This window comes from Nocardia sp. NPDC005978, assembly GCF_040614455.1.
Classification (GTDB): domain Bacteria; phylum Actinomycetota; class Actinomycetes; order Mycobacteriales; family Mycobacteriaceae; genus Nocardia.
This window is the reverse complement of sequence record NZ_JBEXUS010000083.1, coordinates 13458-37560: the sequence shown is the minus strand read 5'-3', so window position 1 is coordinate 37560 and position 24103 is coordinate 13458. Positions and strand designations below refer to the sequence as shown.

24 protein-coding genes are annotated in these 24103 nt (G+C 69.3%); 16 read left to right on the top strand and 8 right to left on the bottom strand.

All coding sequences use genetic code 11. From position 1 onward, the window contains the following. Positions 1-143: 143 nt before the first annotated feature. Complete coding sequence (gene otsB, locus ABZ319_RS29415) at positions 144-2714, bottom strand: trehalose-phosphatase (RefSeq protein ID WP_354989754.1); 2571 nt, start codon at positions 2712-2714, stop codon at positions 144-146. Positions 2715-2991: 277 nt separating this feature from the next. Further along, positions 2992-3639 (bottom strand): cholesterol catabolism transcriptional regulator KstR, encoded by a 648-nt coding sequence (kstR, locus tag ABZ319_RS29410; protein WP_354989753.1) that lies wholly within the window; start codon positions 3637-3639, stop codon positions 2992-2994. A 158-nt stretch (positions 3640-3797) separates the two neighbouring features. Here kstR and ABZ319_RS29405 point away from each other — a divergent pair, with 158 nt between their 5' ends. The 6 genes from ABZ319_RS29405 to ABZ319_RS29380 are packed head-to-tail and all read left to right on the top strand — an operon-like array spanning position 3798 to position 10769. Continuing rightward, on the top strand, positions 3798-5957 hold the full coding sequence (locus ABZ319_RS29405; protein WP_354989752.1) for an acyl-CoA dehydrogenase: 2160 nt from the start codon (positions 3798-3800) through the stop codon (positions 5955-5957). 25 nt (positions 5958-5982) lie between these two features. Beyond that, positions 5983-7050 (top strand): acyl-CoA dehydrogenase family protein, encoded by a 1068-nt coding sequence (locus tag ABZ319_RS29400; RefSeq protein ID WP_354989751.1) that lies wholly within the window; start codon positions 5983-5985, stop codon positions 7048-7050. Next, positions 7035-8204, top strand: a complete 1170-nt coding sequence (locus ABZ319_RS29395) for an acyl-CoA dehydrogenase family protein (protein WP_354989750.1) — start codon at positions 7035-7037, stop codon at positions 8202-8204. The genes ABZ319_RS29400 and ABZ319_RS29395 overlap by 16 nt, the downstream gene beginning before the upstream one ends. A gap of 17 nt (positions 8205-8221) precedes the next feature. After that, complete coding sequence (locus tag ABZ319_RS29390; protein WP_354989749.1) at positions 8222-9187, top strand: bifunctional MaoC family dehydratase N-terminal/OB-fold nucleic acid binding domain-containing protein; 966 nt, start codon at positions 8222-8224, stop codon at positions 9185-9187. Further along, positions 9184-9597 carry a MaoC family dehydratase gene (locus ABZ319_RS29385; protein ID WP_354989748.1) on the top strand — a complete coding sequence of 138 codons (414 nt, stop codon included), beginning with the start codon at positions 9184-9186 and terminating at the stop codon, positions 9595-9597. Before ABZ319_RS29390 ends, ABZ319_RS29385 begins: the two co-directional genes overlap by 4 nt. After that, on the top strand, positions 9594-10769 hold the full coding sequence (locus tag ABZ319_RS29380) for a lipid-transfer protein (protein WP_354989747.1): 1176 nt from the start codon (positions 9594-9596) through the stop codon (positions 10767-10769). The genes ABZ319_RS29385 and ABZ319_RS29380 overlap by 4 nt, the downstream gene beginning before the upstream one ends. 82 nt (positions 10770-10851) lie before the next feature. On the opposite strand, the gene ABZ319_RS29375 is transcribed toward ABZ319_RS29380, so the two are convergent. From ABZ319_RS29375 to ABZ319_RS29365, 3 genes are all read right to left on the bottom strand, one after another. Then, positions 10852-11286: a PIN domain-containing protein gene (locus ABZ319_RS29375; RefSeq protein ID WP_354989746.1), complete on the bottom strand. Its 435-nt coding sequence runs from the start codon at positions 11284-11286 to the stop codon at positions 10852-10854. After that, complete coding sequence (locus ABZ319_RS29370) at positions 11283-11501, bottom strand: type II toxin-antitoxin system VapB family antitoxin (protein ID WP_354989745.1); 219 nt, start codon at positions 11499-11501, stop codon at positions 11283-11285. Before ABZ319_RS29370 ends, ABZ319_RS29375 begins: the two co-directional genes overlap by 4 nt. A 68-nt stretch (positions 11502-11569) precedes the next feature. After that, positions 11570-11770, bottom strand: a complete 201-nt coding sequence (locus ABZ319_RS29365) for a DUF5808 domain-containing protein (protein WP_354989744.1) — start codon at positions 11768-11770, stop codon at positions 11570-11572. Positions 11771-11892: 122 nt separating this feature from the next. On the opposite strand from ABZ319_RS29365, the gene ABZ319_RS29360 reads away from it, so the two are divergent. Continuing rightward, positions 11893-12240: a DoxX family protein gene (locus ABZ319_RS29360; RefSeq protein WP_354989743.1), complete on the top strand. Its 348-nt coding sequence runs from the start codon at positions 11893-11895 to the stop codon at positions 12238-12240. 84 nt (positions 12241-12324) lie between these two features. Further along, a complete protein-coding gene (locus ABZ319_RS29355) occupies positions 12325-12633 on the top strand; it encodes a hypothetical protein (RefSeq protein ID WP_354989742.1) in 309 nt (102 codons plus the stop codon). Between the two features lie 176 nt (positions 12634-12809). Here the strand turns inward: ABZ319_RS29355 and ABZ319_RS29350 are convergent, their stop codons facing one another. After that, positions 12810-13508 (bottom strand): TetR family transcriptional regulator, encoded by a 699-nt coding sequence (locus tag ABZ319_RS29350; RefSeq protein WP_354989741.1) that lies wholly within the window; start codon positions 13506-13508, stop codon positions 12810-12812. Positions 13509-13584: 76 nt separating this feature from the next. Here ABZ319_RS29350 and zapE point away from each other — a divergent pair, with 76 nt between their 5' ends. From zapE to ABZ319_RS29310, 8 genes are all read left to right on the top strand, one after another. Beyond that, positions 13585-14628, top strand: coding sequence for a cell division protein ZapE (gene zapE, locus ABZ319_RS29345; RefSeq protein WP_354989740.1), 1044 nt, complete (start codon positions 13585-13587; stop codon positions 14626-14628). Between the two features lie 189 nt (positions 14629-14817). Further along, positions 14818-16044: a glycosyltransferase family 1 protein gene (locus ABZ319_RS29340; protein WP_354989739.1), complete on the top strand. Its 1227-nt coding sequence runs from the start codon at positions 14818-14820 to the stop codon at positions 16042-16044. A gap of 2 nt (positions 16045-16046) precedes the next feature. Further along, positions 16047-17519 (top strand): UDP-glucose/GDP-mannose dehydrogenase family protein, encoded by a 1473-nt coding sequence (locus ABZ319_RS29335; protein WP_354989755.1) that lies wholly within the window; start codon positions 16047-16049, stop codon positions 17517-17519. Positions 17520-18048: 529 nt separating this feature from the next. Further along, positions 18049-18984, top strand: a complete 936-nt coding sequence (locus tag ABZ319_RS29330; RefSeq protein ID WP_354989738.1) for a DUF4129 domain-containing protein — start codon at positions 18049-18051, stop codon at positions 18982-18984. Positions 18985-19030: 46 nt separating this feature from the next. Beyond that, the gene (locus tag ABZ319_RS29325; RefSeq protein WP_354989737.1) at positions 19031-19531 is read left to right on the top strand and encodes a hypothetical protein; all 501 of its coding nucleotides are present in this window, start codon (positions 19031-19033) and stop codon (positions 19529-19531) included. Between the two features lie 27 nt (positions 19532-19558). Continuing rightward, positions 19559-20524, top strand: coding sequence for a MoxR family ATPase (locus ABZ319_RS29320; RefSeq protein WP_354989736.1), 966 nt, complete (start codon positions 19559-19561; stop codon positions 20522-20524). 96 nt (positions 20525-20620) lie between these two features. Continuing rightward, positions 20621-21895, top strand: coding sequence for a DUF58 domain-containing protein (locus tag ABZ319_RS29315; protein WP_354989735.1), 1275 nt, complete (start codon positions 20621-20623; stop codon positions 21893-21895). Continuing rightward, a complete protein-coding gene (locus tag ABZ319_RS29310) occupies positions 21892-22341 on the top strand; it encodes a hypothetical protein (RefSeq protein WP_354989734.1) in 450 nt (149 codons plus the stop codon). The genes ABZ319_RS29315 and ABZ319_RS29310 overlap by 4 nt, the downstream gene beginning before the upstream one ends. Positions 22342-22353: 12 nt before the next feature. On the opposite strand, the gene ABZ319_RS29305 is transcribed toward ABZ319_RS29310, so the two are convergent. Together ABZ319_RS29305 and dmpG are read right to left on the bottom strand one after the other, a co-directional pair. Further along, the gene (locus ABZ319_RS29305; protein WP_354989733.1) at positions 22354-22701 is read right to left on the bottom strand and encodes a hypothetical protein; all 348 of its coding nucleotides are present in this window, start codon (positions 22699-22701) and stop codon (positions 22354-22356) included. A 348-nt stretch (positions 22702-23049) separates the two neighbouring features. Then, positions 23050-24102: a 4-hydroxy-2-oxovalerate aldolase gene (gene dmpG, locus ABZ319_RS29300; RefSeq protein ID WP_354989732.1), complete on the bottom strand. Its 1053-nt coding sequence runs from the start codon at positions 24100-24102 to the stop codon at positions 23050-23052. Position 24103 lies beyond the last annotated feature (1 nt).

Here is a 24103-nt window from a genome sequence, read left to right as displayed (position 1 = left end):
GGCCCCCCCCCCCCCCCGGCGGCAACCCCACCCGGGGCCGGTCCCCCCGGGCCGCCGGCCCCCCCGCCCCCCAACCCACCCCCGCCCCCCCCCCCCAACCATTGCCCCCCGCGGGCCGGATATCTCTCGGGTCCGATCGGGACCTAGGTGAACGCACCCACCGGATGGCTCAGCAGCTGCGCGCAGCGCAGCAGGCCCAGGTGGCTGTACGCCTGCGGGTGGTTGCCCAGCGAGCGTTCGGCGACCGGGTCGTACTCCTCGGACAGCAGGCCGGTCGGGCCCGCCACGTCCACGAGCTGGGCGAAGAGCGCCTCGGCGTCCTCTCGCTTGCCGATCAGCAGGTAGGCCTCCACCAGCCAGGCCGCGCACAGGTGGAAACCGCCCTCGCCGCCGGGCAGCCCGTCGTCGTGGTGGTACCGGTACACGGTCGAGCCGCTGCGGAGTTCGGCTTCGGTGGCCACCACGGTGGCGGCGAAGCGCGGATCCTGCGGATCGATGAGCCCGCTGAGGCCGATGTGCAGGGTGGCCGCGTCCAGATCGGTGCCCTCGTAGGCGGCGGTGTAGGACTGGACCTCTTCGTTCCAGCCCTCGACCTTGACCTCGTCGGAGATGGTGTCGCGCAGCTTCTCCCACTCCGGGTCGACGGTCCGCCCGAACTGGCGGCCGAGGGTGATCGCCCGGTCGGCGGTGAGCCAGCCCATGACCTTGGAGTAGACGTGATGCCGCGGGTTGCCGCGGATCTCCCAGATGCCGTGGTCGGGTTCGCGCCAGCGCCGCTGTACGGCCGAGACCATGGCGTGCACCAGATCCCAGTCCGCGTCCGGCAGCGCCTTGGCCGGATCGGTGATGCCCTTGCGCTCGCGGGCGGTCGCGAGCTGGGAGATCAGATCCACGATGGGCCCGAACACGTCCAGCTGGACCTGCATGTTCGCCGCGTTGCCGACCCGGACCGGCCGCGATCCGGCGTAGCCGGGCAGCTGGTCGATGACGGCCTCGGGCGGCAGGGTTTCGCCGTAGAGGGTGTAGAGCGGGTGCAGCCGCTCGGGCCCGGGCAGCGTCTCGAGGACGCGGTGGGTCCAGGCGAGCAGTTCCTCGGCCTCGCCGAGCGAGCCGAGCGATACCAGCGCGGACGCGGTGAGTGAGGCGTCGCGCAGCCAGCAGTAGCGGTAGTCCCAGTTGCGCACGCCGCCGATGTCCTCGGGCAGCGAGGTCGTCGCCGCGGCCATGATGGAGCCGGACGGCGCGTGCACCAGTCCACGCAGGGTGAGCGCGGACCGCTTCATGAGATCGGGCTTGAGCGGCGGCAGTTCCAGCGTGCTCGCCCAGTCGGCCCAGTACCGCTCGGCGAGCCGCCGGCGATCACTCTCGGGCGTCATGCACGGCGCGAGATCAGAGGTGCCGCACCGCATTTCGAGCACCACCGGACCCTGGCTCGGGTCCACGACCGCGCGTGCGGTGTGGTGGTTGCCGTCGTCGATGATCTCCCATTCCACGCCGGGGGAGCGCAGCACGATCGGATCGTTGGTGCCCTGCACCCGCAGGCCGGACGGATCGCGCACGATACGCACCGGCACCTGGCCGAATTCCGGTCGGGGAGCGAAGGTTACGACCGCCTTGGCGTCACCGCTGATGACCCGGGTCAGGTCGGTGCGCTCGGCCACCACGTCGTGCGGCAGATAATCCACCACCGACAAACTGGACCAACGGGTTTCGACGGTCATGGTGCCGTCGATGTACCGCTGCGAGAGCGGCAGCCCGGTGCGTTCGGGCGCGATGGTGAAGTGGCCCGCGCCGGGTCCGCCGAGCAGGTGCGCGAACACCGCCGCCGAATCCGGTTCCGGATGGCACAGCCAGGTGATGGTGCCGTCCGGGGTGACCAGCGCCTTGGTGCGCGGGCTGGCGAGCATCGTGAGCCGCTCGATGCGGGGCGCGCTGGCGCCGGCGAGCCAGGTGCGCCGCTCCTCCAGCAGGAAGGCCAGCGCCTTGGACACCTCCTCGGTGCTGGCGACCCGGTGCTTTGCCAGCGAGTCGCCCTCGCCGACCTTGATGCCCACGTCGGGCCCGGACAGGCGTTTGAACGCCTTCTCGTCGGTGACGTCGTCACCGATGAAGACCGCCGCGGACGCGCCCTGCTGATGCCGGACGATGTCCAGCGCCGCGCCCTTGTCGGTTTCGATCACCGCGAGTTCGATGACCTCTTTGCCCTCGGTCGTCTGCACGCCGACCCAGCTGGCCGCACCCTGGCGGACCTGAACCAGTGCGCGACGGCCGATTTCGGGGCTGGCGTTGCGCACGTGCAGTGCGACGCTGGCGGGTTTGATCTCGACCGTGGCGCCCGGGTTGTCCTGGGCGACCTGGGTCAGTGTCGACTGCACTTCCTGCAGTAGCTGTTTGGCGTCGTTGTCGATGGCGTGCACGAAGCCGACGTCGAATTCGGATCCGTGGCTGCCGATGAGTTGCACCTCGACGGGCAATCGGGACAGTGCTGCGAGATCTCGCAGCGCGCGGCCGGAGATGACGGCCGCGGTGGTACCGGTGAGTCCGGAGAGCGCGCGCAGCGCGTTCACGGACTCCCTATGGGGATAGGCCTTCGTGGGGTCGGAGACGATGGGCGCGATCGTCCCGTCGTAGTCCGAAGCGACGAGCAGCCGTGGCACGCGGGCGACAGCCGCCAACGCACGGCGCAGTTCCAGTGGCAAATCCTGTGCGCTCACGCATCCAACCTATTGATCGGAGGAGTTTCTTCAGGGCGAGCGTGACTCTACTGGGTGTTGATTGCCCGCTCGTTTTGACGGTGATACATAGCGTTTACAAGACGCTTGCGCACCGTTCATTCGATGTCCGATTTCCGCTCGTGCGCCCCGGCTTTCGTGGCCGTGACCAGTCACGTTCCGGAACGACGAAGGAGGGCCGACCCTACCCCGCGGGGTGGGTGACCCTCCTGTCATACGTGCGAAAGCCCGGGTTGCGTTCGCCCCGGGGTGATCTCGCTTACTTCTTGTCGCCGATGAGCAGATCGACGGTCAGCTCGAGGCGTTCGGTGACATCGGTGGCCGAGGCCCGCCGCGTCAGCCAGGCAACCAGATTCGAGAGCCACACGTCGCTGATGACGCGGGCGATGGCGAGCTGGCGATCATCGGGCGTCTCGTCGGACAGCGCGCGGGCGAAGAAGCGGTCCATCACCTTGCCGACGCGATCGACCTCCGCGGCCGCGGAGGCGTCGGCGAACATGAACGCTCGCGTCATGGCCTCGGTCAGCAGTGGATCGCGCTGCATGGCGCGGGTGATCTGGTGCAGCATCAGGTGCATGCGCTCGCGCGGGTCGTTGCCCGGCAGCGGCTTGCGCCGGCCCTCCAGCTGCTCGAACTCGCGGGCGAGGGCGGAGACCAGCAGGTGCACCTTGGACGGGAAGTACCGGTACAGGGTGCCCACGGCGACGTCGGCGCGCTCGGCGACCGCGCGCATCTGCACCGCGTCGTAGCCGCCCTTGGAGGCCAGCGCGAGTGTGGCGTCGAGGATGCGTTTGCGCCGGTCACGCTGGGCGGCGGAACTCAGATCCTCCTCGCTCAGCGTGGTGGCGGGCGCGGTGCGCGCGGCGGCAACCCCGTCGGCAGCCTGCGATCGGGAGGGACTGGCCATCGGTTGAGAGTCCTTTCCTGCACGAATCGTTCGGTGCACTCACCCAGCGTCGGCTGGCTACGAGTTCGTACCAGCCGGGCGGCGCTTGACTTACGCCCGGCTCGAACATTAGAACATGTTCTAGGAGTGGAAGTCACCCCAGAAAGGCGGTATGGAGTGTGACCATAGCCACCACTGACGAGCATAAAGCCGTTCAGGAGTCCATGCGCGGATGGGCGGCGTCGGTGCGCCCAATTGCAACAATGCGTTCCGGTGGGCCCGACTATTGGCGCGAATACTGGTCGCGTCTGGCCGATCTCGGAATTTTCCGGGTCGCGGTGCCGGAGGAAGCCGGGGGCGCCGGTTGTTCGGTCGGCGATCTCGCTGTCCTGGTGGAGCAGGCGGCGCACGATCTGGTCGGCGGACCGGTACTCACCACGGCGCTCGCCGGCCTCGTTGCCGGGGAGATGCTCGACGAGAATACGCCGTGCGGTGTCGCCCTCGGGGGCGAAATCGCGATATCGGCGGGTGAATCGGGCCTCACCCTGACGGGGGTCTGGGATTCGGTGCCCGGCGCGGCGCCCGGAACCGCCGTTCTGGTGCCCGTGCGTGATGGCGACCGTGCGCTCTGGTGTCTGGTCGACGCCGGGACCGCCGGGCTGACCATCGAGCCGCTGGACACCATCGACCGCAGCGTGCCGCTCGCCCGCGTCGAATGCGCGAATGTTGCTGTGGCGCCGGATCACATCTTCGAGCCCGCCAACTCGGTCCTGGACATCGCCGCCACGCTGGCCGCCGCCGAGGCCGCCGGAATTGCCGGCTGGTGTCTGGAGACCGCGACCGAATACGCCAAGGTGCGTGAACAATTCGGTCGAAAGATCGGCGAATTCCAAGCGGTGAAACACATTTGCGCGTGGATGCTGTGCCGCGCCGAACAAATTCGCGCCGTGGCGGCCGACGCCGCTGCCGCCGTCGACAGTGGAAGCGCGGAACTGCAGTTGTCCGCGGCCGTCGCACTGGCGATCGCATTGGACGCCGCGGTCGAAACCGCCAAGGATTGCATTCAGGTCCTGGGTGGAATCGGTTTCACCTGGGAGCACGACGCCCACCTGTATTTGCGCCGGGCCACCGCGACGCGGCAGTTGCTGGGCGGTTCCGCGCACTGGCGGGCACGGGTCACCGAGCTCACCGTCGCGGGTGTGCGCCGGACCGTCGGACTGGACCTGACCGCCGACGGCGATGCGGGCGAACCCAATTGGGACGCCGTGGGTTCCAGCGCCGAGGAGGCCGCGGTACTGGCCGGCGAACTGGCGAAGATCGCGGCGCTCTCCGGCGGCGAGCAGCGCAACGCGCTCGCCGAGGCCGGTCTGCTGGCCTCGCACTGGCCCGCGCCGTACGGCCGGGGCGCGGGCCCGATCCAGCGCACCTGGCTCGACGACCAGATTCGCAAGGCGGGCATCGAACTGCCTGAGCTGGCCATCGCGAACTGGGCCATTCCCACACTGCTGCAGTGGGGTTCGCCCGAGCAGATCGAGCGCTACGCGCTGCCCACGCTCACCGGCGAGGTCATCTGGTGCCAGCTGTTCTCCGAACCGGGCGCCGGTTCTGACCTGGCGGCGCTGCGCACGGTCGCCGAGCGGGTCGAGGGTGGCTGGACGCTGCGCGGCCAGAAGGTCTGGACCTCGCTGGCGCACGAGGCCACCTGGGGCATCTGCCTGGCGCGCACCGATGCGAGCGCGCCCAAGCATCGCGGCATCAGCTACTTCCTGGTGGACATGAAGAGCGCCGGTATCGACATCCGGCCGCTGATCGAGATCACCGGCGAGGCGCGCTTCAACGAGGTCTTCCTGGACGACGTGTTCGTTCCGGACGACTGTTTGGTCGGGGAGCTGGGCAACGGGTGGAAGATCGCCCGTTCCACGCTCTCGGCCGAACGGGTCGCCATGGGCGGCAAGGGAATCGGCGCGGAGCTGGAGGCGTTGATCGCCGCCGCCCCGAAGTCCGGTCCCGGCGCCGAATTGGTGGCCGACCGACTCGGCGGCCTGGTCGCCGAATCGATAGCTGGAACGTTGCTAGATGCGCGCGCAGCGCAGAAGCTGCTGTCCGGCGGAGACCCGGGTCCGCAGAGCAGCGTACGCAAACTGGTCGGTGTCCGACACCGTCAGGCGGTCGCCGAATTTGCCGTTGAAGTGGCTGGCGCGGCGGGTGCCCTGGAAACCGATGTGGTGAAAGAATTCCTGCTCACGCGCTGTTTGTCCATCGCGGGCGGTACCGAGCAGATTCTTTTGACCGTCGCCGGTGAACGAATTCTCGGGCTGCCGCGCGAGTCGCACGGCTAGTCCACACCTCAACGGGAGCATTGCATTGGACTTCACCAGGGACGAGAGCCAGGACGCTGTCGCCGAGGTTGTCGTAAGTTTGCTAGAACGTGAAAGCGCGCGTGATATCGCCCTCTGGCCGGTGTTCGCGGGCAGTGGTCTGCTGGCCGTTCCGCTACCGGAGCGCTTCGGCGGCGACGAGATGGGCTTGCTCGAGGTGTCGGCCATGCTCACCGAGCTCGCCACCGACGCGGTCCAGATTCCGGCCCTGAGCACGCTGGCCTTCGGCGTGCTGCCGCTGCTGGCCGCCGGTATCCCGGATGCCTTGGCGGAGAAGGTGTTTCCGGCCGTGGCCGAGGGAGCGGTGCTGACCGCCGCGCTGCACGAGGCGGGCGCGCCGTTCACCGAGAAGCCGGAGACCACCGCGGTGTCCGAGGGCGCCACGGTGCGCATCACCGGAACCAAGGTCGCGGTGCCCTACGCGGGCACCGCGCGCTGGATCCTGGTGCCCACAGACTCCGGGCTCGCCGTCGTGGACGGCGAGGCGGCGGGCATCGTCAAGACCGCGGGGCCGACTTCCGATGGGGTGCCCGAGTTCTCGGTGCGCTTCGAGGGCGTGTCGATTCCGGCCGAGCAGCTGCTGCCCGGCGGTATCGCCGATCTGCACCGGCTGGCCGTGGCGGGCATCGGCGCGGTCGCGGACGGCCTGCTCAAGGGCGTCCTCGCCCTGACCGCGGAGCACGTGCGCACCCGCGAGCAGTTCGGCCGTCCGCTGGCCGAGTTCCAGGCCGTCGCGCAGCAGATCGCCGACGTGTACGTGGTCTCGCGTACGCTGCACGCGGCCGCGGCCTCCGCCAATTGGGCACTGGCGCAGGACGAGACCGGCGCTGAACACCGCGAGCGCACCGACGACGATCTCGACGTGCTCGCCTACACGGTGGCCTCGGAGCTGCCGGCGGCCATGCAGAAGTGTCATCACCTGCACGGTGGCCTGGGCGTCGATATCACCCACCCCCTGCACCGCTACTACTCACAGGCCAAGGACATCGCGCGCTGGCTGGGCGGCGAATCGTTCCGGCTGGACCGTTTGGGAGCCAGATGTTCATCGAACTGACCGCCGAACAGCGCGGTTTGCGGGACGAATTGCGTTCGTACTTCACCAGTCTCGTCACTCCCGAAGAGGAGGCCGAGATGCTGGTGAACCGGCACGGCGATGCCTATCGCGCCGTCGTCAAGCGCATGGGCGCGGACGGCAAGCTGGGCGTCGGCTGGCCGAAGGAGTTCGGCGGGCAGGGTTTCGGCCCGCTCGAGCAGCAGATCTTCTACAACGAGGCGGTGCGCGCCGACGTGCCCGTCCCGCTGGTGACGCTGCTGACCGTCGGCCCGGCCCTGCAGACCTACGGCTCCGAGGAACAGAAGAAGAAGTTCCTGCCCGGAATCCTCACCGGTGACGTGCATTTCGCGATCGGCTACTCCGAGCCGGACGCGGGCACCGACCTGGCGGCGCTGCGCACCAGCGCGGTCAAGGACGCCAACGGCGACTGGATCGTCAACGGGCAGAAGATTTTCACCACCGGCGCCCACGAGGCCGACTTCGTCTGGCTGGCCGTGCGCACGGGCACGGTGGAATCGCGGCACCGCGGCATCACGATCCTGATCGTGGACACCAAGGATCCGGGGTACTCCTGGACCCCGATCATCACCGCGGACGGCGCGCACCACACCAACGCCACCTACTTCGACAATGTGCGCGTACCCGCGAACATGATCGTCGGGCAGGAGAACGGCGGCTGGAAGCTCATCACCACCCAGCTCAACCACGAGCGGGTGGGCCTGGGCCCGTCCGGCAAGATCGAGCAGCTCTACGAGCGCACGCGCGACTGGGCGCAGGCCAACGGCGTGCTCGGGGAGACCGATGTGCGGCGCTCGCTGGGCCGCCTGCACGCGATGGTGCGGCTGAACGAACTGCTGAACTGGCAGGTTTCCTCCAATATGGAGCGCCCGGACGCCGATCCGGCCGATGTCATCGCCGACGCCTCCGCGACCAAGGTGTTCTCCACCGAGGCGCTGCAGGAGGCCGGGCGCCTCGCCGAGGAGATCGTGGGCCGCTACGGCGACCCGGCCGAGCCGGCCACCGCCGAGCTGCTGGTGTGGCTGGACCGCCGCACCAAGCAGAACCTGGTGGTGACCTTCGGCGGCGGCGTCAACGAGGTGATGCGTGAGCTGATCGCCCAGATGGGCCTGCGGTTGCCGCGGGTGCCGCGCTAGTTCGCGAAGGAGTGAGCGTGAGTAAGAGTTTCACGGCCGACGAGATCCGCGACGGCCTGGAGAAGATCAAGGCCGACGGCGAGTCCGCGCCCCGCGCGGGCCGCGATCCGATCAATCAGCCCATGATCAACAACTGGGTCGAGGCGCTGGGCGACGCGAACCCGATCTACGTGGACGAGGCCGCCGCGCGGGCGGCCGGGCATCCCGGCATCGTGGCGCCGCCGGCCATGGCCCAGGTGTGGACCATGCTGGGCCTGGGCGGTATTCGCGCCGACGACGACCCGATGACCCGCACCAACGATCTGTTCGACGCGGCCGGGTTCACCTCCGTGGTCGCGACCAACTGCGAGCAGGTCTACCACCGCTACCTCGAGGTCGGCGAGCAGGTCACGGTGCGCTCGAGCATCGGGGACATCGTGGGCCCCAAGAAGACCGGGCTCGGCGACGGCTGGTTCACGACCTACCTCACCAACTGGTACGTGGGCGACGAGCTCGTCACCGAGATGAAGTTCCGGATGCTGAAGTTCGCGCCCGGGACCGGAAAAACTGCTGCCCCCGCGGATTCCGGTGCGGTGCCGGCCGAGGATCTCGCCAAGCGGGTGCGGCCGACGGTCTCCAAGGACACCGAATTCTTCTGGGACGGCGTCAAAGCCGGCGAGCTGCGCATTCAGCGGCGGCCCGACGGCTCGCTGCAGCATCCGCCGGTTCCGGCGCTGTGGCAGGACCACACCGAGCAGAGCGACTACGTCGTGGCCTCCGGGCGCGGCACCGTCTTCAGTTTCGTGGTGCACCACGCGCCGCGCGTGCCCGGACGGCAGCTGCCGTACGTGGTCGCGCTGGTCGAGCTGGAGGAGGGCGTGCGCATGCTCGGTGAGCTGACCGGCGTCGATCCGGCCGAGGTCGAGATCGGGATGGCTGTCGAAGCCGGGTTCCTGCAGCTCGACGAGGACAACACCGTGCCGTACTGGAAGGCCGTCAAATGACCACAGTCGAGTTGTCGGCCATCGAGGTCGGAACAACGTTGCCGGAGTTGGTGATTCACGCCGACACCACGTTCATCGTCTCGACGGCGCTGGCCACCCGGGATTTCCAGGACGTGCACCACGACCGGGACAAGGCGCTGGCTCGCGGGTCCAAGGACATCTTCGTCAACATCCTGACCGACACCGGTCTGGTGCAGCGGTTCGTGACCGACTGGGCCGGGCCGAGCGCCCGCGTGAAGTCGATCGCGCTGCGCCTGGGCGTGCCGCTGTACGCGGGGGACACCCTGACGTTGTCGGGCACGGTCGCGGCCGTGGACGGCGCGGACATCACCATCGATGTGGTCGGCAAGGATTCGCTCGGCGATCACATCACGGCGAAAGCCGTTATCTCCCTGAAGGAGGCGCAGTGAGTGGCCTGAGCCGCGCCGCCGCGATCGTCGGCATCGGCGCGACCGACTTCTCCAAGGACTCCGGCCGCAGCGAGCTGCGCCTGGCCGCCGAGGCGGTCACGGCCGCCCTGGCCGACGCCGGTCTCACCGCCGCCGACGTGGACGGCCTGACGACCTTCACCATGGACACCAATACCCAGGCCGCCGTGGCGCGCGCCGCGGGCATTCCGTCCCTGAAGTTCTTCAGCAACATCCCGTTCGGCGGCGGCGCGGCCGCGGCGACCGTGCAGCAGGCCGCCATGGCGGTCGCGACCGGTGTGGCGGATGTCGTTGTGGCGTACCGCGCGTTCAACGAGCGCTCCGGAAATCGCTTCGGGCAGTTCGCCACTCACCTGGCGACCGGCAATCCGAGTTCGTCCGGTGTGGACAACGGCTTCTCCTACACCCACGGCCTGGGCACCCCGGCCGCGCAGGTGGCGATGGTGGCCCGGCGCTACATGCACGTATACGGGGCGCGCAGTGAGGATTTCGGCCGCATCGCGGTCGCCGACCGCAAGCACGCGGCGGTGAATCCGGCGGCGCACTTCTACGGCAAGCCGATCACCCTCGAGGAGCACCAGGCGTCCCGCTGGATCGCCGAGCCCCTGCACCTGCTGGACTGCTGCCAGGAGACCGACGGCGGCGTGGCGATCGTGGTCGTCTCGGCCGAGCGCGCGAAGGATCTGCCGAACAAGCCGGCCCTGATCGCCGGTGCGGCACAGGGTTCCGGTGCGGACCAGTACGTGATGACCAGCTACTACCGCGACGGCATGTCCGGCCTCCCGGAAATGAAACTGGTAGGCGACCAGCTCTGGTCCCAGAGCGGCCTCCGCCCCGAGGACATGCAGGCCGGGATCCTCTACGACCACTTCACCCCCTTCGTCCTGATGCAGCTGGAGGAACTGGGCTTCTGCGGTCGCGGCGAGGCCAAGGACTTCATCGCCGACGGCGCGATCGAGCTCGGCGGCCGCCTCCCCCTGAACACCCACGGCGGTCAGCTCGGCGAGGCTTACATCCACGGGATGAACGGCATCGCCGAGGGCGTCCGCCAGATCCGCGGGACGTCCGTGAACCAGGTCCAGGGCTTGGAGAACATCGTGGTGACCGCCGGCACCGGCGTCCCGACCTCGGGCTTGGTGCTCACCACGAACTGAGCCGAGCCGCGCGAATGCCTGAGTGGACACGTTGCCGCTCAGGCATTTTCGTGTTCGAGGCTCCTCGTCACCACGGCACGCTTCAGTCCACGCTGCCGGAAGGTGCGACCCAGACCTGGGACTGCCGGGTCACGGCGGCTATGTGTTCGAAATCGGCGTCGTAGTGGACCAGAACGGCGCCGTGGTACTCGGCCACCGCCGCGGTCAACAGATCGACGATGCCCGCGGCTCGGTGTAAACCCTGGCGGGCCATCAGTTGTTGCACTTCCCGGGCGCGGTCGGCGATGGCCTCGTTGATCGGCAGGTTGATGTACATGGCGCGGCGGCGCTGTGCGATGTTCTGCACGTCGGCGAGGTTTCGGCCCGAGTAGCCCGCTTCCAGGTCCACCGTCACGCAGGTCGCTGCGGCTCGGTCCGCGATGAGGCCGGTCAGGACATTGCGCACGGACTCGTGGCGCAATCGTGCTGCCGCGGAGGTGTCGATCAGATGCAGCCGCAACGGTGTGGGGTCGGTCAACGGCGAGCCTTGCGCATGACTTCCGGATCGCCGATGTCCGGTCCGACGCCGAAGCCGTACGGGTCATCGAGCACCTGCTCTATCCGCCGCCGGCGCTGCGCCACGAACTCCAGTGCCGCGTTGACCGTGTCCTTCTTCGTGGTCGTCCCGAGTTCCTTGGCCGCCAGCGCCAGCGCTTCGTCGTTCAGGTCGATCATGGTTTTCATATGTCTCATGATATGTCTCCGGCAATATACTCAGCAATATTGCTGGAGGATTCGGGGCGACGGACCTGGTGGATGGGTTACCGGCGGTGGAAGAGGCGGTAGAGGTTGAAGTCGTAGCCCCAGCCGAAGGTCTTGGGGGTGAGGAAGCGGGGGTCGTCGGGATTCCACCAGCGGGCCTTCGTGCGGGCCAGGGTGGGGCGGCGCCAGTCGTAGGGCATGCCGAGGAAGTGGCCCTGGGGATCGGGGGGTGGCACGCGGCCGGAGTCGGGTTCGGTCATGAGGCCAGTTAACAACGGTTCGGCGGGGCGGGGGTGGAACCGCGTGGTGGGGATGTCACACCTCGGCGGGGTGCGTCGTCCTTCTCGTGAACAGGGATTCACACCGTTGGAAGGACACGACCATGAACACCGCTTACCACGTCGTCGGGGTTGTCGCCGCTCTCTGGATCGGGTTCTCGGCGTACTCGATCGTCACCAAGCAGGCGTTTGTTGCCGAGCCGCTCGTCGAGTACGGCGTGCCGGGGAGCTGGTGGAACTGGCTGGGGCTGGCCAAGGCGGCCGGGGCGCTGGGGCTGATCGTGGGGTTCTTCGTGCCGGCCGTGGGGATCGCGGCGGCGATCGGGTTGATCCTGTACTTCGCCGGGGCGGAGATCACCATCCTGCGGGCGCGGTCGTACAAGACGCTGCCGTTCCCGCTGCTGTACATGATTCCGGCCATCGCCACGCTGGTGCTGCAGCTCGCGGTGTGAGGGGTGCGAAGTTTCGCCAGGGGATGTCGTGCCCGGCCGGTGGGCGTAGTTTGGGAGATGGCCGGGCACGGGAAGGGGCTGGGGATGATTCAGGATCGATTCAGAGACATTGCGGCGGTGGATGGTTCGCTCATTTACGGGCCGCCGCACGAGACCGCAGACGGGGCCACCATCATTACCGTCACCGGGACCGGTGGGTTCTTCCGGCCGCGGCCGCGCCCGCTCGGGGTGTTCGTGGTGCACGGGGGTGAGGTGACCTGGGAGCCCGCGACCGACAAACAGCTGGTCGCGTTGCTGGGTGTGCTGACGGGGTTGATCGCGGCCGCCTTCGCGACCGGCGCGATGCTACGCAGGCCGCCGTGGCCGGATATTCGGATCACCAGCAACAGCTGAGGAATCGCGCCGCGCGCACCGCACTCGAACCCGCGCGCACGTCTCGCGCCCGGTACTCCGGGGCTGCATGCCCGGGCCGCTGCGGTCGATGAGCCACTGTGCGAGCCGGCAGGAATGTGGGTCAGCGGCAGCGTCGTTTTCCGCGCCGGCGCGCGTGGTTGTAGAACTTCGCCGCTCTACTCGTGCGCGCGGAGTTGGATTGTCAGCACACGGGTGAGCTGCCGCCGGCTTTCCGGTGTACCCGGGACGAGAGTTGTTCTCGCGCCTGCGAATCGGTCGAAGACCAGGCCCTCGATAACCGCGATGAAATCGGCCGCGGCCTCGGCGGGGGATCGGGAGCCGAGAGCTCGGTAGAGCTCGGTCGCATGCCGATGCGAGAACAGGCAGCCGACCAGCTTCGCGTGCAACTCTTCGTCGCCCTGTAGCTCGATGATCAGTGCGTGCCGGACTATCAGGTGATTGCGGCGTTGTGCCAGTAGGCGATCCAGCCAGTCGGCGATACCGAGCGCGAGCGCCGGAATATCGATGTCGCCGGACGTGCTGTCACCCGGCGTGCCGCCACCTGATCGGCTGTTGCTCGGCCCGCTGACGCTCGGCTCGGTTCCCGGCGACGTGCCGGCTCCCGGCGCGATACCGGGCACCCGGAGCGCCTCGCCCGCGGCCGCGAAATCGGAGCGCGAGCGCAGGGCTATGTGATCCACGATCGCTTCGATGAGAGCACGTTTGGTGCGGAAGTAGTACGACGTCGAACCCGGGGGCAGCTCGAGCGCGGTGTCGAGCGCACGGTGGGTGAGGGCGCGCAGCCCCTGTGCGGCAACGAGATCGATGGCGCTGTCCACGATGCGGGTGCGCCGATCGAGTGTGGAGGTGGTCACCTTCGCTCCTCTGCGGGGTCGTAATCCTCTACAACTATAGAGGATACTCTACGGACGTAGAGGAACGGAGGCAGTGATGGACACCCGGGCGATCGTTCTCGACCCCGATCAGCGCGTTGCCGCGGATCGGCTCGCCGCGCTGGCCCTTGCCGCGGGCTGGAGCCGAACCGGAACCGGGGGAGTGGGCCAACGTCTTTCCGGCCTGTTCGGCCACCGCCTCGCCCGGCCGCACGCACACCCCGCCCGCACACGCCGCACCTCCGCCCCGCGCGGCCTCTACCTGCACGGCGGCCCCGGCCGCGGCAAGACCATGCTCATGGACCGCTTCCTGGCCGGGGTCGACCCGACACGCGCCCGCCGCTTCCACTTCCACGGCTTCTATGCCCGGCTGAACGCGGCCATCCACGAACACGGCGACGTCGACGCCGCCGCCCTCGCCCTGCTCGGGGATGCCGAGCTCATCTGCTTCGACGAATTCCACGTGCACGACAGCGGCGACGCGCGCCTGGTCGCCCGCCTGCTGGAACTGCTGTTCGCCCGCCCCGTCACCCTGGTGCTGACCTCGAACTACCCGCCCCGCGAACTACTCCCGAACCCGCTGTTCCACACCATGTTCGAGCCGACCATCGACCTCATCCTCGAACACCTGGACGTGCTGCCGGTGAACGGCCCCGTCGACTACCGCACCCTGGGCGACCGCACCACCGGCTTCGCGGCCGGCCGCTACATAGTCGGTCCCTGCCCCCTGACCGGGCACGCCGAGGTGCCCATCGCCCACCGCACCCTCACCGCGCGGGCAGCCGGAACCGACTCCCTCACGGTCGATTTCGCCGATCTCTGCGGCATCCCGGTCGCCGCCGCGGATTACCTGCCCCTGTGCGAGCGCTACCGCCACTGGACCGTCTGCGCCGTCCCCGACCTGACCACGGTGGACGCCGAATGGGTCATGCGCTTCGTGAACCTGGTCGACATCCTCTACGACGCCGACCTGGACCTGACCCTCTATGCCGACGTCCCCCGCTCCGCCCTCGGCACGCAGGTGTCCCGCGTCCCCGACCTCTACCGCACCCTCAGCCGACTCGGCGAGTTGACGCCCGAGCCGGCGGCCGCCACCCGATAGGCCGCTCGCTTCGCGAACCCGCAGCCAACGGCCGGCGGGGACCGGCGCACAACCGCCCGGCGACGCCCGGGTGAACCGGCCGACCAGATCGACGCGCGGGATTCATGTCCCGTCAACGCGGACGGGGTCTTTCGTTGCGGGCCGCTTTCTACCGTGCTGGAGGAGGCAGCACCGAACCGGAGGGGACCGATGCGAATCCGCGAACAGCAGGCCCGGCACTTCCAGGGTTCCGGCGGCCGGAATCCGAGCGTCCCGGGCGTCCGGCTCCGGGTACTGGTCGTCGCCGAGTCCTTTCTTCCCCAGGTCAACGGCGTCACCAATTCCGTTCGCCGGGTGCTCGATCACCTGGCCGCCAAGGGCCACGAGGCGGTGCTGGTCGCGCCCACCGGGCCACCCAAGTACGCGGGTTTCCGCGTCCACGTGGTGCGGGGGGCGCGACTTCCCTTCTACCGAGACTTTCGCATAGGTCTCGAGACCCGGCGCCGATTGCGCCGGATCATGCGGGAATTCGAGCCTGACGTGGTGCACATCGCCTCCCCGGCCACCCTGGGCTATCAGGCCGCGCGGGTGGCGGGCGAACTCGACGTCCCCACGGTGGCCATCTACCAGACCGATCTGGTCGGCTTCGCCGAACGCTACGACCTGCCGGGCGGGGCGCGCACCATGGCCGCGCTCACCCGCCGCATCCACCTTCAGGTGGATCGCACCCTGGCCCCGTCCACCGCGAGCCTGCGCCAGCTGGAGCTGATGGGTATCCCCGGCCTGGCGCGCTGGCCGCGCGGGGTCGACCTGGAGCAGTTCGGTCCCTTCCGCCGCTCGGCGGAACTGCGAGAACGCCTCGCGCCCAACGGCGAAACCCTCGTGGGTTACGTCGGCCGCCTGGCCCCGGAGAAGGAACTCGAACTCCTGGCCCATCTGCGACCGCTGCCCGGCGTGCGCCTGGTCGTGGTCGGCGGCGGCCCGGAGGAGAAGCGGCTGCGCAAACTGCTGCCGGGCGCGGCCTTCCTGGGCGTGCTGCACGGGGACGAGCTGGGCGCGGCCTACGCCTCGCTCGACGTCTTCGTGCACACCGGCAGGCACGAAACCTATTGTCAGGCCGCCCAGGAGGCGCTGGCCTCGGGCGTGCCGGTGGTCGCGCCGCGCTCGGGCGGCCCCATCGACGTGGTCGACCCCGGGGCCGGATTCCTGTACCCCCCGGGCGATGCCGCTGCCCTGGTGGACCACGTGCGCCGCCTGGTGGACGATCCGCGCCTGCGGGAGCGGACCGCCGTCGCGGCACAGCGCAGTGTGCGCGACCGATCCTGGTCCGCCGTCAATGAATTGCTGATCCGGCACTACCGCGAGGTGATCGGACAGCGCCACTCTCTGCCAGGTAGCGGTGAGCTTCGCGCCCCGCTGACCAAGGAGGCGTCCTGATGCTGCGCATTTCCGTCATCGGCACCGGCTATCTGGGTGCCACCCATGCCGCGGGCATGGCCGAACTCGGTTTCGACGTGCTCGGCGTGGACAACAATCCGGCCAAGGCCACGGCCTTGGCGGCCGGGCTGGTGCCCTTCCACGAGCCGGGCCTGCCGGAGTTGCTGTCCGGGCACGTGTCGGCTGGCAAACTCCGCTTCGGCACCTCGCTGCCCGAGGCCGCGCGCTTCGCCGATATCCACTTCCTGTGCGTCGGAACCCCGCCCGGCCCGCACGGCGCCGCCGATCTGTCCCAGCTCTATTCGGCGCTGGACGGCCTGGTCCCGCATCTGACCCGCAACTGCCTGATCGTGGGCAAGTCCACGGTGCCGGTCGGCACCGCCGAGGCGCTGGCCGCGCGCATCGCCGAGCTGGCCCCCGAGGGCATCTCGGTGGATCTGGCCTGGAATCCGGAGTTCCTGCGCGAGGGCCACGCGGTGCACGACACCCTGCACCCGAACCGCCTGGTCTTCGGGGTCACCACGCCCGATGCCGAATGGGCGCTGCGCCAGGTCTACGCCACCCCGATCGCGGGCGGCGCTCCGGTCGTGATCACCAATCTGCCGACCTCGGAGTTGATCAAGGTCGCCGCGAATGCCTTTCTGGCCACGAAGATCTCGTTCATCAACGCCATGGCCGAGCTGTGCGAGCTGACCGGCGCGGACGTGACCCAGCTGGCCGACGCGCTCGGTCACGACGACCGCATCGGCCGCAAGTTCCTCGGCGCCGGACTGGGCTACGGCGGCGGCTGCCTGCCCAAGGACGTGCGCGCGCTCATCGCCCGCGCGGGTGAGCTGGGGGCGAGCGAATCGGTGGACTTCCTGCGCGATATCGACGCCATCAACGCGCGCCGCCGCGAACGCGTGGTGGACATGACCCTGGAGCTGTTGCGCGGCAACGGCCGTCGCCCCCGCGGCCGGGTGGGCATTCTCGGCGTCGCCTTCAAGCCGCTCTCGGACGACGTGCGCGATTCGCCGGCCCTGGACGTCGCGGTGCGCCTGCAGGCCGCGGGCCTCGAGGTCACGGTCTTCGATCCGGCCGCGACGACGCCCGCCCGCGCGGTGGCCCCGCAGCTGGTCTACGCCGCGACCGCGGCCGCCGCCCTGCACGAGGCGGATGTGGTCCTGCACCTCACCGAATGGAACGAATTCCGGGACCTGGACCCGGTTTTCCTGCGCTCGGTGGTGCGCGGCGGGATCCTGATCGACGCCCGCAACACCCTGGATCCCACACCGTGGCTGGCCGCGGGCTGGGACTTCCGCGCCCTGGGCCGCCTCGTCGAATCCGACGCCTCGACCACCGCCCCCGCGTCCATCCCGGTCCGGGACTACACCGCGGCCCGCGCCCGGATGCGCCGCGCCCAGCCCGAAGTCCCCGGCGCGCCCACGGATTCGGCCCTCACCCGCCTGCGCGCCCGAGTCCGCCGCACGGCCTGAACCTCGTCCGGTGCTCGGCAGGGGCCGAGCCCGCTTTCGCACCTCGCCCAGGGCCGGCACGGAGTTCGCTGTCCGAACCCGTGCCGGCGCCGCGGCGGGCGGTCCACCGGATTCGGTCGTACACGGGCGTGTACGTGGCCGCCGCGCAGCATTGGTCGGCCGGCTGCCCTTGTCGGCGCCGGGCGACAATCCCCGCATCGGTGTGACCCGTTGGCGTTCACGGTGTTCGCGCGTGGTTCGCCGGCGCGGTCGTCGCGAGCAGTCGGCGCGTGCACGCGCAGCCCCGGCGGCGGGCCCGCGCACGGTCGGGCCGGGGGCTCGCGGCGGTGCGTCCAGTGGTCGCCGAACGCTCGCTCGCGCGTGGCTAATTGTGCGCGTTCACAGGAGAACCCGTGCCAGTTAGTGCTGCTTCGGCCCCGGGATATATGCGTAATCCATATATGTAACCGGTGTTATCCATTTCCCCCCTGACGGACCTACCGGCATGTAACTATGTGCCTGATTTGCAGGACTCTGGTTAGGGGCACATGTGACTGGGGTGGGGACGCTGGCATCTCGCGCGATCGGACTGATCGCGCTGCTGGTGCTGGCCGTGGTCGCCCTGCGCGGCCACATTCCCGGCGCGGGCGGTCCCGCCGCGCCGCACACCCCGTCGGCCGTCGCGGTGGCGCTCATGCCGGTGCTGCTGCTGGTCTCGGTGGTGATCCTGGCGGCGGGAGTGATCAATTCCCAGCATCGCCTGCCGCTGTCCATGCCCGAGCCCGACGTCACCCCCGTGCGCGGCCCGCGCAAACTGGGCCGCCTCGGCCTGCTGGTGCTCATCGGCGTGACCGCACTGGCGCTGCTGTGCACCGCGGTGGTGTCGGTGTACCTGGTCGGCCCGGGCCGGGACGCCACGACCGATACGCCCGGCGTATCGAGCACCGAGACCACCGGTCCGGTGGAACCGCTGCCCCCGCCGCCGGACGTGATCGAGAACCCGCCGCTGAGCGGAACCGCCCTGATCCTGGTCGGTCTCGGCGCGGCCCTGCTGGTCCTGGTCGCCATGACCGGCCTGGTGGTGGTCGCGGTGAGCTCCACCCGCCGCCCGCCCGCGAAAGCCGGTGCGCCCGAACCGCCGACGCCCGCCGAGGCGGTCTCGCTGGCCAAGGTCGCGGAAATGGGCCTGGCGGCCATGATCGCGCCGGGGCAGGATCCGCGCACCGCGATCATCGCCTGCTACGTGGCCATGGAACGCGGTCTGGCTCAGGCGCGCGAGGTCGCGCCGCTCGCCTCGGACACCCCGTCCGAAGTGCTGGCGCGCGCCTTCGATCGCGGCTTCCTGCGCGACGCCTCGGCGCGCGAGCTGGTGTCGCTGTTCGAGGAAGCTCGCTTCAGTCCGCACTCCATGCTGGAGTGGCAGCGGATGCGGGCCGAGCAACTGCTCCGTATCGTATTGGCGGACCTGCAGGGGCAGGCGGCATGAAAAACGTTGTCGCACTGTGTATCGAGCAGGAATCGGGGTGTGGGGGATGAACCGGATCGGCATAGTCGTCGGTGCGCTGATAGTGGTCGCGGCCCTGGAGTTCGCGGCCTACAGCGGCGAGCGGGATACGCTGCTGCCCTTGGCCGGGATACCGGTCGCCGGGGCACTGGGCCTGCTGGTGTGGACGTTGCTCGAGCGGTCCCGCAGGCAGGGACCGAGCCTCGAGGACAACGAGATCGACAACGGCCCGGCGGAGATGCTGCGGCGCTGGGAAGCGCGCGCCACCATGCTCGCCGACCGCTCCGAGGGCTCGCGCGCGGATTGGGATCGCCACCTGCGGCCCCTGCTGGCGAAGGAGTTCGAACTCACCAGCGGCCACCGCATGGCGAAGAACCGGCGCGCCACCGAGGCCGCCGGACTGCTGCAGTTCGGTCCCGAACTGTGGCGCTGGGTGGATCCGGCCAATTCGGCGCTGCGCGATCAAACCAGTCCGGCGCCGGGCCGTCCGGCGCTGGACGAGATCCTGCGCCGCCTCCAGAACATGTGAAACAGGGTTTGAGATGCGAGTACTGATATGAGTTCACCGATGGACGTGACCATCAAGCGCACCGACGCGGTGCTGCGCGAAATGTCCCGGGTGGTGGTCGGCAAACGGGATGAGCTGCAGCTCATCATGATCGCGGTGCTCTCCGGCGGTCACATCCTCATCGAGGATCTGCCCGGCCTGGGTAAGACGCTGATCGCGCGCTCGTTCGCGACGGCGCTCGGGCTGAACTTCACCCGGGTGCAGTTCACGCCGGATCTGCTGCCCGCGGACCTCATCGGTTCCACGATCTACGACATGCATTCGGGCCGGTTCACCTTCCGGCGCGGCCCGGTCTTCACCAACATGCTGCTCGCGGACGAGATCAACCGCACCCCGCCCAAGACCCAGGCGGCGCTGCTCGAGGCCATGGGCGAGGGCCAGGTCTCGATCGACGGCGAGACCTTCCAGCTGCCACAGCCTTTCGTGGTCATGGCCACCGACAATCCCATCGAGTACGAGGGCACCTACCCGCTGCCGGAGGCGCAGCTGGACCGGTTCGCCATGCAGCTGCGGCTGGGATATCTGTCGGAGAGCGACGAGATGCAGATGATCCGGCGCCGCCTCGAGCGCGGTTCCCAGCCCGGGCAGGTCGGCCAGGTGGTCGATGCCGAGGGGCTGATGGAGATGCGCCAGTCGGTGGAATACGTGACCGTGCACCCCGACGTCGTCGGCTACGTGGTCGCCCTCGCGCACGCCACCCGCGGCCACCCGCAGGTGGAGGTGGGCGCGAGCCCGCGCGCCGAACTGGACCTGGTGCAGATGGCCCGTGCCCGCGCCCTGCTCAACGGCCGCGACTTCGTGGTGCCCGAAGATGTGAAGGCGCTGGCCATTCCGGCCATGGCGCATCGCATCACGCTGCGCCCGGAGATGTGGGTGCGCCGCATTCGCGGTGAGGACGTGATCGCCGAACTGCTGCGCCGGCTTCCGGTGCCGCGCGCCAGCACCCCGGCGTGAGGCGCGCATGATTCGTCGCGACATGAGCGCCGCCCGCGCGCTGACGGCGTGCTCGCGGCCGGGCGCCGGACCGGGCCGTGATCGCGGGGTGCGCCCGTGAGACATCGTGATCTGTCCACCGCCATCGAGGCCGAACTCCAGTGGCGGCCCGCGCCGTTGGTGTTCATGCTGGCCGCGGTGTCGGCCCCGGCGCTGATCCTGGCGGTGATCTTCGGGCAGTGGCAGTTGGTGGTGTTCGCCGCGCCCATGCTCGGGGTGCTGGCCACCGCGCCGCTGCAGCAGAGCCGCACCCGGATCCAGGTCGACGGCGGCGGGGTGGTGCGCTGCTTCGAGACCGAGGAGGTGGTGCTCACCGCGTCCGCGTTCGTGGAGTCCGGGCACGCGCTGCTGCGGGTGCATTCGGAACCGGTGCCCGCCATGGAGATGCGGGTCGAGGAGGCGTTCGACTCCGGGGCCGCCCCCGCCGGACTGCGGCTGGCGCTCTCGGCCGTGCGGTGGGGCCGCTACCCGGTGCCGGTGCGGGTGACCGCGCTGAGCCCGGCCGGGCTCTCGGTCGCCTCGGTGCGGCTGCCCGCCGGTGAGGTGTACGTGTACCCGATCACCGATCCGCAGCCGATGAGGTTGCCGCGCACCGAACTTCCCGAGCGCATCGGTACGCACCTGACTCGCCGGCACGGTCCCGGCGTGGAATTCGGCGACGTGCGCGTGTACGCGCCCGGCGACCAGATGCGCACCGTGAACTGGGCGGTGAGCGCGCGCCGCGGCCGGCTCTTCGTGACCGAGCGCTTCACCAACCGCGCCGCGGATGTGGTTGTGCTGGTGGACACCTCGATGCAGGCGCCCGGCCCGGCCTCGGAGTCGCTGGAGCTGTCCGTGCGCGGCGCGGCACAGGTCGCGCAGTCGGCGCTGCAGTCGGGCGACCGCACCGCGGTGGTGTGCCTGGGCCGTTCGCCGCGCTGGCTGCGCCCCGACATCGGCCGCCGCCAGTTCTATCGCATCGTGGACACGGTGCTGGACGTCGGCGACGAGCACATTCCGACCTCGGGCACGCTGGCCCCGCACGGGGCCGTGCCCATCGGCGCGGTGGTGGTGGCGTTCTCGACGCTGCTGGACACCCAATTCGCCCTGGGGCTCATCGATCTGCGCAAGCGCGGGCACGTCGTCGTGGTGGTGGACGTCCTGCGGGGCCCGCCCTTCCACGCCGATCTGGACTCCACGCTCGCGCGCATGTGGCAGCTCGAGCGCACCTCCATGTACCGCGACATGGGCACCGTGGGCGTGGATATCGTGCCCTGGCCCGGTGATGCGCGGCTCGATCAGGTCATGCGCCTGATCCCCGAACACCGTCGCACCGTGCGGGTGCGCCGATGACCAGATTCCTCGCGGTGCTCTCGGGGCTGCTGCTGACCCTGGCCGTGGCTCTGGTCGAGCCCTGGGCGGTGGTGCCCGCCCTGGTCCTGGTCGTGGCCGGATGGCGGTGGCGGGTGTGCGCGGTCGGCGCGGTCCTGGTCGCCCTGGCCGTGCTCACCTTCACCGATACCGGCGCCCTGATCGCGGGCGCGATCGGTTTGGTGGCCACCACGTATCTGCTGAACACCGCGACGGTCTCCGCCCCGGTGGGAGTGGTTCCGACCACCATCCCCTCGGTGGCCGGAGCACTCGTGTTCACCGTGGCGGCGGGCGCCGCGACATTGCTGCCCACCGGGCTGGCGTGGATTCCGATCGCCGCGCCGATCGCGGTGATTCTGCTGTACGCCTTGATCGTTCGCGGCCTGTCCCAGGATCGGCGGCCGGTCGACGCGGTGGGTACGGGGTAGCCGGATCCGGTGCTACTGCAGCGCCGGTGGCATACGGGTCGGCTTGATGCGGCCCGCGTCGATCAGGAGGCGGAAGGCGGCTGCCTTGCGCGGGCACTCCGCGACGGTGCAGCGGCGGTGCTGCTGCATGGTCCGGTGCGCCTCGTACAGCCCGAGCGGATTGTCGGGGGCGCCGTGGGACCAGTCGGAGCGTCTCAGGAGCAGATCGGTGGATCCGGTGTCCTCGTTGCTGATTCGCTGACGAATCCGTTCCACCGAGAGTCTGTCCGGATCGCGATGTGGATGATGCAGGCTCACGTACGTGACGGCCATGATCGTGAGCATTGCCAGGGTGGCTGTGAACACCTGCCAGCCGGCCATTGGTTCACCTTCTCGTCTATCGGATGTAGATCGGGTAAGCGGTTACTTCGGCCTATCGGTTATGGCGTTCCACCCGGTACAGCGGATACCGCGTAGTTCGCTAGATATTCACCATACGACCGAGGGGGTGCATTGGGCCAGTACCACATCGGTCAAAAACTGCCGAATTTGGGCCTATAACAGCAACTTACCGACCGGTTCCGGCGCGAAGTACGCCGAAAGTTTGCGAAGATTCTCCCGATAGCGGACGATGCGCATCGTCACGGCCGCGGCCGGTGCCGGCGATACTGAAAACGCACTGGGCCGCAACCGGAATCGATTGCGGCCCAGTGCGTTCCTGCCAGCGGATCAGGCGGTGACCGCCGCCCGCTCACGCTGGAGTTCCAGGGCGATGTCGATGAGCTGATCCTCTTGCCCGCCGACCAGCTTGCGCTTGCCCGCGCGCACCAGCATCTCCGCGGCGGAGACGCCGTAACGCTCGGCCTGGCGCTCGGCGTGTCGCAGGAAGCTGGAGTACACGCCCGCGTAGCCCATCATCAGCGCCTGTCGGTCGAGCAGGCACTCGGACGGCATGGCCGGGCGGACGACGTCCTCGGCGGCATCGGTGACGGCGAAGAAGTCCACGCCGGTCTTGACGCCGAGCTTGTCGCACACGCCGATGAACGCCTCGACCGGCAGGTTGCCCGCGCCCGCGCCGAAACGCCGTGCGGAGCCGTCGATCTGGGTCGCGCCGGCGCGCACCGCGTACACCGAGTTGGCCACGGCCAGGCCGAGGTTCTCGTGGCCGTGGAAGCCGACCTGCGCGTCATCGCCGAGTTCGGCGACCAGCGCGGAGACGCGGTCCGAAACCTGCTCCAGCACAAGGGCGCCCGCCGAGTCGACGACGTACACGCACTGGCAGCCGGCGTCGGCCATGATGCGCGCCTGCTTGGCCAGCAGCTCCGGGGTGGTGCTGTGCGCCATCATCAGGAAGCCGACGGTCTCGAGGCCCAGATCCCGCGCGTAGCCGAAGTGCTGAATGGACACATCGGCTTCGGTGCAGTGGGTGGCGATGCGGCAGATGGACGCGCCGTTGTCCTGCGAGATCTTGATGTCCTCCTTGACGCCCACGCCGGGCAGCATCAGGAAGGCGATCTTGGCCTGCTTGGCGGTCTCGGCGGCGGCCTTGATCAGTTCCTGCTCAGGGGTCTTGGAGAACCCGTAGTTGAACGAGGATCCGGCGAGGCCGTCGCCGTGGGTCACCTCGATGACCGGCACGCCGGACGCGTCGAGCGCGCCCACGATGTCCCGGACCTCGGTGACGGTGAACTGGTGGCGCTTGTGATGCGAGCCGTCCCGCAGCGAGGTGTCGGTGACGCGCACGTCGATTTCGCCCGAGTAGGGCTTCAGCACATTGCTCATG

What these genes read in the sequence shown, in the direction of transcription:
- kstR (WP_354989753.1), bottom strand. Translation starts at nt 3,639, where the DNA reads ATGGCCAGTCCCTCCCGATCGCAGGCTGCCGACGGGGTTGCCGCCGCG.
- ABZ319_RS29395 (WP_354989750.1), top strand. Translation starts at nt 7,035, where the DNA reads ATGTTCATCGAACTGACCGCCGAACAGCGCGGTTTGCGGGACGAATTG.
- ABZ319_RS29385 (WP_354989748.1), top strand. Translation starts at nt 9,184, where the DNA reads ATGACCACAGTCGAGTTGTCGGCCATCGAGGTCGGAACAACGTTGCCG.
- ABZ319_RS29370 (WP_354989745.1), bottom strand. Translation starts at nt 11,501, where the DNA reads ATGAGACATATGAAAACCATGATCGACCTGAACGACGAAGCGCTGGCG.
- ABZ319_RS29365 (WP_354989744.1), bottom strand. Translation starts at nt 11,770, where the DNA reads ATGACCGAACCCGACTCCGGCCGCGTGCCACCCCCCGATCCCCAGGGC.
- ABZ319_RS29360 (WP_354989743.1), top strand. Translation starts at nt 11,893, where the DNA reads ATGAACACCGCTTACCACGTCGTCGGGGTTGTCGCCGCTCTCTGGATC.
- ABZ319_RS29355 (WP_354989742.1), top strand. Translation starts at nt 12,325, where the DNA reads ATGATTCAGGATCGATTCAGAGACATTGCGGCGGTGGATGGTTCGCTC.
- zapE (WP_354989740.1), top strand. Translation starts at nt 13,585, where the DNA reads ATGGACACCCGGGCGATCGTTCTCGACCCCGATCAGCGCGTTGCCGCG.
- ABZ319_RS29340 (WP_354989739.1), top strand. Translation starts at nt 14,818, where the DNA reads ATGCGAATCCGCGAACAGCAGGCCCGGCACTTCCAGGGTTCCGGCGGC.
- ABZ319_RS29325 (WP_354989737.1), top strand. Translation starts at nt 19,031, where the DNA reads ATGAACCGGATCGGCATAGTCGTCGGTGCGCTGATAGTGGTCGCGGCC.
- ABZ319_RS29320 (WP_354989736.1), top strand. Translation starts at nt 19,559, where the DNA reads ATGAGTTCACCGATGGACGTGACCATCAAGCGCACCGACGCGGTGCTG.
- ABZ319_RS29310 (WP_354989734.1), top strand. Translation starts at nt 21,892, where the DNA reads ATGACCAGATTCCTCGCGGTGCTCTCGGGGCTGCTGCTGACCCTGGCC.
- ABZ319_RS29305 (WP_354989733.1), bottom strand. Translation starts at nt 22,701, where the DNA reads ATGGCCGGCTGGCAGGTGTTCACAGCCACCCTGGCAATGCTCACGATC.
- dmpG (WP_354989732.1), bottom strand. Translation starts at nt 24,102, where the DNA reads ATGAGCAATGTGCTGAAGCCCTACTCGGGCGAAATCGACGTGCGCGTC.